General features: G+C 59.1%; 9 protein-coding genes. 7 read left to right on the forward strand and 2 right to left on the reverse strand.

Translation table 11 applies throughout. From position 1 onward, the window contains the following. The first annotated feature begins 339 nt into the window (after positions 1–339). From xylE to H8F22_RS29945, 6 genes are all read left to right on the forward strand, one after another. Positions 340–1983: a D-xylose transporter XylE gene (gene xylE / locus H8F22_RS29920; RefSeq protein WP_218186585.1), complete on the forward strand. Its 1644-nt coding sequence runs from the start codon at positions 340–342 to the stop codon at positions 1981–1983. A gap of 53 nt (positions 1984–2036) precedes the next feature. Beyond that, complete coding sequence (locus H8F22_RS29925; RefSeq protein WP_027926056.1) at positions 2037–2807, forward strand: SDR family NAD(P)-dependent oxidoreductase; 771 nt, start codon at positions 2037–2039, stop codon at positions 2805–2807. 2 nt (positions 2808–2809) lie between these two features. Continuing rightward, complete coding sequence (locus H8F22_RS29930) at positions 2810–3691, forward strand: SMP-30/gluconolactonase/LRE family protein (protein WP_194941034.1); 882 nt, start codon at positions 2810–2812, stop codon at positions 3689–3691. 132 nt (positions 3692–3823) lie between these two features. Then, a complete protein-coding gene (locus H8F22_RS29935; protein WP_027926058.1) occupies positions 3824–5605 on the forward strand; it encodes an IlvD/Edd family dehydratase in 1782 nt (593 codons plus the stop codon). Between the two features lie 30 nt (positions 5606–5635). Continuing rightward, complete coding sequence (locus H8F22_RS29940; RefSeq protein ID WP_194941035.1) at positions 5636–6853, forward strand: fumarylacetoacetate hydrolase family protein; 1218 nt, start codon at positions 5636–5638, stop codon at positions 6851–6853. Between the two features lie 24 nt (positions 6854–6877). Then, the gene (locus H8F22_RS29945; RefSeq protein WP_027926060.1) at positions 6878–8461 is read left to right on the forward strand and encodes an aldehyde dehydrogenase (NADP(+)); all 1584 of its coding nucleotides are present in this window, start codon (positions 6878–6880) and stop codon (positions 8459–8461) included. Positions 8462–8570: 109 nt separating this feature from the next. Here the strand turns inward: H8F22_RS29945 and H8F22_RS29950 are convergent, their stop codons facing one another. Next, positions 8571–9608, reverse strand: a complete 1038-nt coding sequence (locus tag H8F22_RS29950; RefSeq protein ID WP_081744018.1) for a LacI family DNA-binding transcriptional regulator — start codon at positions 9606–9608, stop codon at positions 8571–8573. 204 nt (positions 9609–9812) lie between these two features. Between H8F22_RS29950 and H8F22_RS29955 the strand changes: the two genes are divergently transcribed. Further along, positions 9813–10841 carry an aldose epimerase family protein gene (locus tag H8F22_RS29955; RefSeq protein WP_324188488.1) on the forward strand — a complete coding sequence of 343 codons (1029 nt, stop codon included), beginning with the start codon at positions 9813–9815 and terminating at the stop codon, positions 10839–10841. A 110-nt stretch (positions 10842–10951) separates the two neighbouring features. Here H8F22_RS29955 and H8F22_RS29960 read toward each other — a convergent pair whose 3' ends face one another. Continuing rightward, positions 10952–12304, reverse strand: coding sequence for an MFS transporter (locus H8F22_RS29960; RefSeq protein ID WP_194941036.1), 1353 nt, complete (start codon positions 12302–12304; stop codon positions 10952–10954). Positions 12305–12706: the final 402 nt, after the last annotated feature.

Raw genomic sequence — 12706 nt, forward strand, 5'->3', positions numbered from 1 at the left:
TCGGAGTCAGCGCTGAACGCGTCAGCCGCGTGCACACTACCGGCCAGCATCATGGCTGCAACTGCTGACAACTGGCAGATAAGCTGAGCGTTGTTGTTCTTCTTCATCCCTACATCCTCGTTTTATTTTTATTAGCTTTTTAGTACGTAGTCATCTTTGCGAAGCGCTTGAAGATGTAGGCGTGGCCCCCCCCAAGCACGAGCACATTGCAACAAATGCCGGTAATTGACAATGAAAATGTTATCGGTAACATTAGCCCTGCGAACCACATCCTCCGCGCTGTGTCGCCCCACCAAAATAATTACAAACCGGCCACAAGAATGGCGTCGGGAGAAATCCGTGAGCAGAGCCTCAACCTCCAGATATTTGATTTTCATCACGATTGCGGCTGCATTCGGTGGCCTGCTGTTTGGGTACGACACCGCTGTGATTTCAGGTGCTGTTCAACCCATACGCAGCTACTTCGTCGAGCCTCTGTTCCAGAACACGGAACTGGCCCGTCACGTCGTCGGAGAGTTCAAGACCTCACTGCTGCTCGGCGCAACATTGATCTTCTGCCTCAGCCTGTACTACCTCATCCGACTCTACGGCCGTACTCGCGGTCTGATGGTCGGAGGCCTGGTGGCTTTTTTCGGCAGCTGGCTGATGCATGACCAAGTCATGTCACTGCCTGATCAGATCACCCCGAACCTGGCGAGCTCGCTCACCGGATTCACTATTTCCTCGGCCCTGCTGGGCTGCGTGATCGGCGGCTTCTGTGCCGGCTCGGTCAGTGAGCGTCTTGGCCGGCGCAACGGATTAATGCTGTCGGCTGCATTGTTCATCATCGCCAGCATCGGCTCGGCCCTCCCGGAATATTTCAATCCGCTGCCATTGCAGGACATCACCGTTTTCAACCTGTACCGCATCATCGGCGGCATCGGTGTCGGTATCGCCTCGATGCTGTCGCCGATGTACCTGGCCGAAATCGCCCCCAGCCACATCCGTGGCCGTCTGGTGTCGTGTAATCAGTTCTGCATCATCCTCGGCATGCTGGTGGTGTATTTCATCAACTACTTCATCGCCCACGGCGAACCTCAGGAATGGCTGGTGCAACAAGGCTGGCGATGGATGCTTGGCTCCGAGGTGCTGCCCGCCCTGGTCTTCCTCCTGCTACTGATCCGCACCCCGGAGACACCTCGCTACCTGGTGATGCGCGGTAAACACGAACAGGCCTCGCGCGTACTGGAAGCCATCAACGGTAAGGACAAGGCGCCAGCCATCCTTCAGGAAATTCGCGCCTCGTTTGCAGAGAGTGCAGCCGACGCGCCGTGGATGTCCTTTGGCGGTCTGCTGATTGCCATTTCCCTTCTGCTGTCGATTTTCCAGCAGTTCATCGGCATCAACGTGGTGCTGTATTACGCGCCGGAAATCTTCAAGAACATGGGCAGTCAGGGCGATGCCTCGCTGCAACTGACCATCATCGTCGGTGCGGTCAACCTGATCTTCACCATTGCCGCCATCGTGCTGGTCGACCGCGTCGGGCGTAAACCGCTGATGATCATCGGTGCGCTGGTGATGGGCATCAGCATGCTGGGCCTGGGGACATCGTTCTACCTGCAGAACCTGGGTGTGACCGCGATGCTCTTGATGCTGAGCTATGTCGCCGCCTTCGCGGTGTCCTGGGGGCCGGTGGTCTGGGTCCTGCTCTCGGAAATTTTCCCGAACAGCATCCGGGGCGCCTTGTCCATCGCCGTCGCCGTACAATGGCTGGCGAACCTGTTGGTCTCCTGGAGCTTCCCGATCATGAACGACAATGCCTGGCTCAATGAAATGTTCAACCATGGCTTCGTTTACTGGGTGTACGGCGTAATGGGGTTGCTTGCCGCTGGCTTCGTCTGGCGCTGGGTTCCGGAAACCAAGAACAAGACGCTGGAAGAAATGAGCACCACCTGGAAAACCAGGACTGTCACTGCCGCCAAACTGAGCGCCGAACCCGTCTGAATCTCCGGCCCTGCGCTGCGGGGTCGCTTTTTTTGTTGTTGAGGATTGATGCAATGACCCAGGCAAATGCCCAATACCCAAGCCTTTGCGACCGCACGGTGTTCATTACCGGTGGCGGCAGCGGCATCGGCGCGGCACTGACCCGCGCGTTCCACCTGCAGGGCGCACGCGTGGCTTTCATCGATATTGCCGAGGAGGCCAGCCTTCAACTCGTCGCCGAGCTCCAAGCGCAAACCGGTCGTGCTCCGTGGTTCCGCCTCTGCGATATCCGTGACGTGCCATCACTGCAGGCGGCGATTCATGAAGCCGGCGAGGAGCTGGGGCCGGTCCGCGTACTGGTCAACAATGCTGCGCGCGACGATCGCCACGACTGGCGCGAGATCGATACCGCCTATTGGGACAATGGGATGGCGATCAACCTGCGGCCCCTGTTCTTCGCTATCCAGGCGGCAGCGCCGCAAATGATCGCTGCGGGTGGCGGCTCCATCATTAACTTCGGCTCCATCAGCGTACAACTGGCGCTCGGCGGCTTGTCCAGTTACGTCTCCGCCAAGGCAGCGGTGCATGGACTGACACGCAGCCTGGCACGTGACCTGGGTGCTGACGGCATCCGCGTCAATACCGTGGTGCCTGGGTGCATCATGACGGAACGTCAATTGGAGAAATGGATCTCCCCGGCCGACGAGGCGCGTATCCAGGAGCACCAGTGCCTCAAGTTGCGCCTGTTGCCCGAGCATGTGGCGCCGACCGTGCTGTTCCTCGCGGCGGATGACAGTGCCCAACTCACGGCCCATGAATTTCCGGTAGACGGCGGCTGGGGTTGACCATGAGCGCCTCATTGAACATCGCAGTTCCCCTGACAATGAGCCTGGGCGAATGTCCATTGTGGGACCACCGTCATGATCGCCTGCACTGGATCGACATCCATGCCGGACGGATCTATAGCTGGACGCCTGGCGACAACGTCGAACCGCACATCATCGAACTGGACGAGCCCGTAGGCAGTCTGGCACTGAGTGCCGACGGCCTGCTCGCCGCCACCGCAAGTGGCCTCTGGCGACTCGATCGCGACGGCCATAAACGTCAGGTGGCCGCCAACCCGGAATGGCTCCAAGGCACCGGTAATCGCTTCAACGATGGCCGCTGCGATGCCCGGGGACGCTTTTGGGTCGGCACCCTCGACCGCAACGAGACCGCGCCCAGTGCGGCACTCTACTGCTGGAACGGTGACAGCCTCGACTGCCACCTCGGCGGGCTGGCGATTTCCAACGGGCTGGCCTTCAGTCCGGACGGGGCCTGGCTGTACCACGCCGACTCACCGCGCCGGCAAGTCTGGCGCTATCCCTATGACATGCAAAATGGCCAGCCGGGCCCGGGCGAGCCCTGGATCGATCTCGATACCCTTGGCCTCCCGGGTGTTCCCGACGGTGCCGCGGTGGACAGTGCGGGACGCTACTGGTGCGCGCTCTATGGCGGGGCACAGGTCGCCTGTTTCGACGCTTGCGGTCACCACCTGTTCAGCATCGACCTGCCCTGCCCACACCCGACCATGCTGGCGTTCGGCGGCGCCGAATTGCGTACGCTGTATGTCACCACGGCACGCCAGCACTTGTCGCCGGAGCAAACCGCACGCTGGCCGCACGCAGGGAGTTTGTTTGCCTGCCAGGTTGACGTGCCAGGACTGGCCGAACCTGTACTGGGCAACTGAAAGACTTTTTTGCAGAACGTTTACGGCTTGAAATGTTACCGATAACAGATCTGTTTTTGCGGGTAAGGCCTTCCCCTGATCCCCTGAAGACCGCCCCTAATCCGGCGCCAGCGCCTGATCAAGAGAAACCACATGAACACAGTTAAACGCCCGCTACGCAGCCAACAATGGTTTGACGATCCCGATCATGCCGACATGACCGCCCTCTACGTTGAGCGCTTCATGAACTACGGCATGACACGCGAAGAGTTGCAGTCGGGCCGCCCGATCATCGGTATCGCCCAGACTGGCAGCGACCTTGCACCCTGCAACCGCCACCACCTGGAACTCTCCCAGCGGACCAAGGCCGGCATCCGTGATGCCGGCGGCATCCCCATGGAATTCCCGGTTCACCCGATGGCCGAACAGACCCGACGCCCCACGGCCGCGCTGGATCGCAACCTGGCCTATCTGGGGCTGGTGGAAGTCCTGCATGGTTTTCCACTGGATGGCGTTGTCTTGACCACCGGTTGCGACAAAACCACCCCCGCCTGCCTGATGGCCGCCGCGACAACGGACCTGCCCGCCATCGTGCTGTCGGGCGGACCGATGCTCGACGGTCACCATAAAGGCCAGTTGATCGGTTCCGGCACCGTGCTCTGGCACGCACGCAATCTGCTGGCCAGCGGCGAAATCGACTATGAAGGCTTCATGGAAATGACCACGGCGGCCTCACCGTCGATTGGGCATTGCAACACCATGGGCACGGCGTTGTCGATGAACGCCCTCGCCGAAGCGCTGGGCATGTCCCTGCCCGGCTGCGCGAGTATTCCAGCGGCCTATCGTGAACGCGGACAAATGGCCTATGCCACCGGCAAACGCATCGTTGAAATGGTCCGCGAAGATATTCGTCCTTCACAGATCATGACCCGCGAAGCGTTCGAAAATGCGATTGCCGTAGCCTCGGCCCTGGGCGCCTCGACCAATTGCCCGCCACACCTGATCGCCATCGCCCGCCACACCGGCATTGATCTTGGGCTGGAAGACTGGCAACGCATCGGCGAAGACGTGCCACTGCTTGTCAACTGCATGCCGGCCGGCAAATACCTGGGCGAAGGCTTCCACCGTGCGGGCGGTGTCCCTGCGGTCATGCACGAACTGCAGAAAGCCGGTCGACTGCATGAAGACTGCGGCACGGTCTCAGGCAAGACCATTGGCGAGATCGTCAGCAACGCGGCGGCCAGCGATACCGACGTGATTCACGCCTATCAAGACCCGTTGATTCAGCGAGCCGGGTTCATCGTCCTGAGCGGCAACTTCTTCGACAGCGCGATCATGAAAATGTCGGTGGTGGGCGAAGCCTTCCGCAAGACCTACCTGTCCGAACCCGGCGCGGAAAACAGCTTCGAAGCCAGGGCCATCGTTTTTGAAGGCCCCGAGGACTATCACGCGCGGATCAACGACCCCTCCCTGGAAATCGACGAGCGCTGCATCCTGGTCATTCGTGGCTGCGGCACCGTGGGTTATCCAGGCAGCGCCGAAGTGGTCAACATGGCACCACCGGCAGCACTGATAAAACGAGGCATTGATTCACTGCCTTGCCTGGGCGATGGACGCCAAAGCGGCACCTCGGCCAGTCCGTCGATCCTGAACATGTCGCCGGAAGCGGCCGTGGGCGGAGGGTTGGCGTTACTGAAAACCAACGACCGCCTGCGCGTGGACCTCAATACTCGCCGAGTGGACCTGCTGGTCGACGAAAGTGAGATGGCCCATCGGCAGTCCGAGCTGAAACCTTCATTCCCGGCTTCGCAAACCCCTTGGCAAGAGCTCTATCGGCAACTGGTTGGCCAGCTCTCGACGGGGGGTTGCCTGGAGCCCGCCACGTTGCATTTGCGGGTAATCGCCCGGAGCGGCAATCCGCGTCACTCCCATTAATTCAACCGCTGTCGCAAGAGGGTTTCGTACATGTCCCAAACATCCACAGCAACTACTTTGGCGGATTTGAATGTCCTGGCTCAGGGCCTCGGCGAAGGCACATGGATCAGTCGTGTCTGGATCCCGGGTTACGCTGCAGGCCCCTCCGTCGTTTTGGTCCGCGACAGTCAGGTTTATGACATCAGCGCTCGAGTGGCGACTGTTTCAGCGCTGCTTGAGCTTGACGATCCCGTCAGCTATCTGCGCGATTTGCCTTTGGATCAAGCGCTGATCAGCGTCGATGATCTACTGCGCAACAGCGACGCCGCCGCGCGCGATGAAACCCGACCGTGGCTGCTGGCGCCCATCGACCTGCAAGCTGTGAAGGCTGCCGGCGTTACATTTGCCACCAGCATGCTGGAGCGAGTTGTCGAAGAACAGGCCAAGGGCGACCCCGGCAAGGCAGATAGTATTCGTGCCAGTCTGGTCGAGAGTATCGGCACTGACCTCGGGCAAATCGTACCCGGTTCCCCCCAGGCGCTGGCCCTCAAGGAGGTGCTGATCGCTCAGGGAATGTGGTCACAGTACCTCGAAGTCGGGATCGGTCCCGACGCCGAAATATTCACCAAGGCTCAGCCCCTGTCGGCGGTGGGTTACGGCGCGGACATCGGCATTCACCCCAAATCCAGTTGGAACAATCCGGAGCCCGAAGTGGTGCTGGTCGTCTCCAGCCGCGGCAAAGTACAGGGCGCCACCCTGGGTAATGACGTCAACCTGCGCGACTTCGAGGGCCGCAGCGCCCTGCTGCTGTCAAAGGCCAAAGATAACAATGCGTCGACGGCTCTGGGCCCATTCCTGCGGCTGTTCGATGAAACCTTCGACATCGACGATGTGCGTCGCGCCGAGGTGGCTTTGCGGGTCGTCGGCAACGACGGCTTCATCATGGATGGCAGCAGCTCGATGAACCAGATCAGCCGCGACCCGCTGGATCTGGTCGCTCAAACGCTCAATGAGAACCATCAGTACCCGGACGGCTTTGTCCTGTTTCTCGGCACCCTGTTCGCTCCCAAGCAAGACCGTGACCAACCGGGCGGAGGATTTACCCATAAAGAGGGCGACCTGGTTGCCATCAGCAGCGCCAAATTTGGCACGCTGGTCAATCGGGTGACGACCAGTGATCGCGCACCCGCCTGGCAGATGGGCTATCGCTCGCTCCTCGAAAACCTCCATGGCCGTGGCCTGTTAGAGGCCGCCATTACACCCCGCTGATCCCTATTCGCTGTCGGAGGACTTATGACTGCAATCCTTGGCCACAACTACATCGCCGGTGCCCGCAGCGGCGCTGGCGATATCCGTCTGCAAAGCATCGACGCCCAGAGCGGCGAACCGCTGCCCGCAATCTTTCTACAAGCAACCGAGGCAGAAGTGGACGCCGCGGCTCAGGCCGCCGCCAGTGCCTATCCGGCATACCGAGCGCTGCCCGCGTCGCGTCGCGCCGAATTCCTCGAAGCCATCGCCGCCGAACTGGATGCCTTGGGTGACGATTTCATTGCCACGGTCTGCCGTGAAACCGCCCTTCCGACCGGTCGTATCCAGGGCGAACGCGGCCGCACCAGCGGCCAGATGCGCCTGTTCGCCCAAGTGCTACGCCGCGGGGACTTCTACGGCGCACGCATCGACCAGGCCCTACCGCAGCGTCAACCGCTGCCCCGCGCCGACCTGCGCCAGTGCCGCATGGGCGTTGGTCCGGTCGCCGTGTTCGGTGCCAGCAACTTTCCACTGGCCTTTTCCACGGCTGGCGGTGATACCGCTGCTGCTCTCGCAGCCGGCTGCCCGGTCGTGTTCAAGGCGCACAGTGGTCACATGGCGACGGCCGAGTTAGTCGCTGACGCGATCCTGCGCGCAGCCGTCAAGACCCGGATGCCAGCCGGCGTGTTCAACATGATTTACGGCAATGGTGTCGGCGAGCAGTTGGTCAAGCACTCGGCGATCCAGGCGGTCGGCTTCACCGGTTCGCTCAAGGGCGGCCGTGCCCTGTGTGACATGGCTGCTGCGCGCAAGCAGCCAATCCCGGTGTTCGCCGAGATGTCCAGCATCAACCCGATGGTGCTGTTGCCTCAGGCACTCCAACAGCGAGGCACGCAGATTGCTGCCGAACTGGCCGCCTCGGTGGTCCAGGGCTGCGGGCAATTCTGCACCAATCCAGGGCTGATCATCGGTATCAGCTCGCCTGAGTTCAGCGCTTTCCGCGATCGGCTCTCGAGCATCCTCGCCGATCAACCGGCACAAACCATGCTCAACATCGGCACCCTCAAAAGCTACACAGCGGGCGTCGAGCGTTTACAGGCACATCCTGGCGTACGCCACCTGGTGGGGCAGCTACAACAAGGTAACCAGGCCTTTGCGCAATTATTCCAGGCCGACGTCGAGTTACTGCTGCAGGGTGAAGAATTACTGCAAGAGGAAATATTCGGTCCGGCGAGCGTGGTGGTCGAAGTGGCTGACCGTGAACAATTGCAACAGGCGTTGGCAGCCCTGCAAGGCCAACTCACCGCGACCCTGATCGCCGACCCCGACGACCTTAAAGACGCTTCGGATCTGGTCGCACAACTGGAACAAATCGCCGGTCGGTTGCTGCTCAATGGCTACCCTACGGGAGTGGAAGTCTGCGACGCGATGGTCCACGGTGGCCCCTATCCAGCCACCTCGGATGCCCGCGGCACGTCAGTCGGCACCCTGGCCATCGACCGTTTCCTGCGGCCGGTCTGCTACCAGAACTACCCGGATGAACTGCTTCCAGAGGCACTGCGCAACGCCAACCCATTGGGTATCTGGCGCTTGGTAGACGGTCAGAACAGCAAGGAAGCGCTGGCCTGACGAATCCGCCCACCGGGCAGCCATAAAAAAAGAGCCCCTGGTTTCCTCAAACCCGGGGCTCTTTTTTGCTTCGTCATGGACGCTCGGATCACGCCCGCTCAAGGATTTTTCAGGTACTTTCCCGCGCCAGTACTTTGAACTCCACCACATCGCACTCTCGCGGGCGTGGTAATCCGTGGCGTTGAGCCGCCGCGCTGTTCAACAGCAACTGACCTGCGCGTCTACCAATCCCATAGGGATCAACCGAGACCGTGGTGATGGTTGGCGTGCAGTAACGCGACACCTCAAAGTCACCAAAACCGGCTACCGCAATATCACCGGGTACACTCAGGCCCATCCGATGACACTCCATGATGGCGCCGAATGCTGACAGATCACTGACGCACATCACCGCATCGGTGTCCGGCCATTTTTCCAGCAGGCGCTTCACCGATTCACCGCCATGACTCATGGTAATCGGTGACTCGCCATACTCCACCAGTCGTGGCTCTCCGGCGCCCAACGCGGCGACGGCCTGAAGATAACCTTGCTGACGTTGCTGACCCCGATGATCGAGTCCCGATGCGCCACCGATGTAACCGATGCGCCGATAACCACGGTCATACAGATGCTCGAACAGCGCGGCCGCGGCGGCCACGTTGCTGAATCCGACCGATTGTTCAATCGGGTCTTCAGGAATGTCCCAGGTCTCGACTACAGGGACCTGGGCTTGTCGCAACAACTTGCGGGTGTCGTCCAGGTGCGCGCTGCCGGTCAACATCACCCCTACCGGGCGATGGCGCAATAACGTACGTACCAATAACGCCTCTTGGTCCAGGTGGTAATCGGTATCCCCCAACAGCAAACACAAGCCATGCTCCCTGACGATGTCGTTGAGACCTCGCACGGTATCGGCAAAGTTCGAACTCGCCAAGGACGGCACCAGGGCCACGATAAACTCCGAGCGCCCGGAAGACAGGGTGCCGGCAGAGGCATCGGGCAAATAACCGAGGCGATCAATCGCAGCGTGGACCAGCGCTTGAGTACGTTCTGAAACATCGCGCCCGGCCAGGACGCGAGAAACGGTCATCTTGGAAACGCCAGCCAGCTTGGCGACGTCAGCCATACGAGGCGGCGATGGCATTTTGTCTAATTCATCGAGACTCATTGACGTCCTGTTTTCCCTGAAAAAAAGGTCGCGACAGCCGGTCAACCCCCGCTGCGTACGCTGATAGCAACTGATTATACATACGCATGGGCAGGTCTACCTGCCGGACATGCGCAGCATCTTGCGAAGGCCGGACGAGCGTCTTTACAACGCCAACGTTAGCGGTAACATCAATTGATCAAGCCATTAACCAGGACTCTCTACGTGGCAATTACCCAAGCATCCTTTGGCTTTCATCATGAACAAGAAGTCACGGCCTATACGCTGACCAACCGCAACCACTGCCAGGCCCGCCTCATCACTTTCGGGGCCCGGTTGGTAGAAATGCATGTCCCGGACAAACACGGCAAAGCCTGCGATATCGTGCTGGGCTTCGATACACTCGAGCCGTACCAGACAACTGACACCTATTTCGGCGCAACCTGCGGCCGCTACGCAAACCGCATCAGGAACGGCCTTTTTTTCCTGGACGGCCAGCGTGTCGAGGTGGCCTGCAATGAACCGCCGAACCACCTCCACGGCGGGGAGCAGGGCCTGGATAAACAGATATGGGACGCGACATTCAACGAAAGCGAAAACTCCGTCACCTTCAGCCATGTGTCGAAAAAGGGCGATTCAGGCTTCCCGGGCGAGTTGTTGCTCAAGGCAAAATACACCCTGACCGACGACAATCGCCTGCTCATTACCCTGCAGGGCAACACTGACGAAACCACCATTTTGAACATGGTCCATCACTCCTACTGGAACATGGCGGGTCATGACTCGGGCAGCGTCGTCGGGCAGATGCTGAGCGTGGAAGCAGACTTCTACACCCCGGTCGATGAACAGTTGCTGGCCACCGGTGAGGTGTTGGCCGTTGCCGGAACGCCCTTCGATTTCCGCGAGGCCAAGCGCATCGGGCAAGACATGGAACACAAGGGGGGCTACGACCATAATTGGGTGTTGCGTGGAGCCAGCCCGGCCATTCACCCGGTCGCCAGTTTGTGGGATACAGTCTCCGGACGGGGCTTAACGCTTAAATCCACGGAACCCGGCGTACAAATCTACACTGCCGGACACCTTGGCCCTGCAGTCATTGGCAAAGGCAATACGCCTTATTGCAGCTACGCAGGCGTTGCATTGGAAACCCAGAAATTCCCCGACTCACCGAACTTCGCCCACTTTCCGACAACGCGCCTTGAGCCCGGCGAAACCTACTGCCACGAGATGGAAATCCAGTTTTTCGCTCGCTGACTGCAAAGCCATGACAGAGGTTGCAGGCGGCAATGAGCGGGTTGCTTGCCTGGAACCGCTCGTCCATGAGCGTAATCGGGATCCTGAGCGCTCCAGCGTTGGCCTTCACCCTACGGCGTGATGTCTTTGGTGAGCATCGTCTTGGGGATCAGCAGAATCAGCACACAGCTGACCAGCAAACAGCCCCCCAGCACATAGGTGCCATTATTCATGTCGCCCGTCAGGGTTTCGGCTGTGGCGGTGATCATCGAACCGGTGAAACCCGACAGGTTTCCGATCGCGTTGATCATGCCAATACCCGCCGCCGCTGCCACACCGGATAACACTGTGCCAGGCAACGTCCAGAAAATCGGCATCAGACTCAACAAACCTGAGGCGGACACGCTCAGGAAGAAAATAGACACCGGCAGGTTATGGGCAAAGATGGCACTGCAAATCAACCCCACCCCGCCGATAAAGGCAGGAATCGCCGCATGGAATCGGCGCTCGCCGGTTTTGTTGGAGTGCCAGGCGTTCAGTGTCATTGCAACGATGGCGGTGGCGTAAGGAATGGCCGTCAGCAAGCCGATGTGCAGCGTATTGGAAATACCTGTCGCCTTGATGATCGTCGGCATCCAGAACGCCAGACCATAAAAGCCAGTATTGAACGTCAGCAATATCAACACCAACAACCAGACCCGACCATTGAAGATTACATCCCGAAAGCTGGACGCCTTGGTCGTGTTATCCCGGTTGAGGTTGTTTTTCAGCAGTTTTTTTTCTGCGGCATTGAGCCATTTCGCTTTGTCGATGTTATCGACCAGCAACGTCACTACCACGACCGCCATGACCAGCGATGGAATGCCTTCGATGATCAGCATCCACTGCCAGCCAGCCATGCCATTAACACCTTGCATGGCGCCCATCAACCAACCAGAAAGGATCCCGCCCAGAGTCAGGCTGATCGGCATGGCCATAAGGAAACCAGCCATGACACGGCTCTGTCGATGGGTCGGAAACCAGTAGTTGAGGTAAAGGATCACGCCAGGGAAGAAACCGGCTTCGCATATCCCGAGCAGGAAGCGCAGCACGTAGAACATGGTCGTCGATTCAATGTGACAGAATTTTGCCAGAGGCACGGTAAATGCCACGGCAATAGAGACGATGCTCCAGGAGAGCATGATCCGCGCGATCCAGAGGCGGGCGCCAAAGCGATGCAGGAACAGATTGCTCGGCACTTCAAAGAGAAAATACCCCCAGAAGAAAATACTCGCACCGAGGGCGTAGACCGTATTGCTGAATTGCAGATCGTTGAGCATATTGAGCTTGGCGAAGCCAATATTGACGCGATCCAGGTACGCCGCCATGTAGCAAAACAGCAGGATCGGCAGAATACGCAGAATCACCTTTCGATAGGTACGATCCTCAAAGGTAAGCTCCGCCGCGCCCTCTCCTGTAAGAGGACGTTGAGATACTGATTCCATGGTTTGACCCCAGGCATGTCGTCATGCCGTTTATTTTTGTTTTGGCTTGCGATCCTCTGTCTCACGAACTGATCTTGATAAATCCGTACGGGAGGTAAAATCTGCAAGCGACCTGTTACCGGTAACATTTTTAATTTAACAGGTCAGCTCCGAGCAATGCAAACAGGTTCGCTTCAATATTTTTGGGCGGTTTGCCTACGGGTAGGCATCCGCTTCACGCACAGCGTGTTGTTGCGGCAGGAATCTTGACCAGCCGATTACAACCCGGTCCCAGATAATCCAAGGCGGAAAATAGCGATTCAATTGCACTCAGGAATGTGCCAACCACGCCCCCTCAAATTCACGTATCAGGTTTTTAAAGCACACCTGCAAAGCGTGCATTGAGCCTCACTTCAAGAAGTC

It is taken from the genome of Pseudomonas mucoides, assembly GCF_015461845.1.
Classification (GTDB): Bacteria; Pseudomonadota; Gammaproteobacteria; order Pseudomonadales; family Pseudomonadaceae; genus Aquipseudomonas; species Aquipseudomonas mucoides.

Coding starts and splice junctions, on each gene's coding strand:
- H8F22_RS29925 (WP_027926056.1), top strand. CDS start 2,037: ATGACCCAGGCAAATGCCCAATACCCAAGCCTTTGCGACCGCACGGTG.
- H8F22_RS29930 (WP_194941034.1), top strand. CDS start 2,810: ATGAGCGCCTCATTGAACATCGCAGTTCCCCTGACAATGAGCCTGGGC.
- H8F22_RS29935 (WP_027926058.1), top strand. CDS start 3,824: ATGAACACAGTTAAACGCCCGCTACGCAGCCAACAATGGTTTGACGAT.
- H8F22_RS29940 (WP_194941035.1), top strand. CDS start 5,636: ATGTCCCAAACATCCACAGCAACTACTTTGGCGGATTTGAATGTCCTG.
- H8F22_RS29945 (WP_027926060.1), top strand. CDS start 6,878: ATGACTGCAATCCTTGGCCACAACTACATCGCCGGTGCCCGCAGCGGC.
- H8F22_RS29950 (WP_081744018.1), bottom strand. CDS start 9,608: ATGAGTCTCGATGAATTAGACAAAATGCCATCGCCGCCTCGTATGGCT.
- H8F22_RS29960 (WP_194941036.1), bottom strand. CDS start 12,304: ATGGAATCAGTATCTCAACGTCCTCTTACAGGAGAGGGCGCGGCGGAG.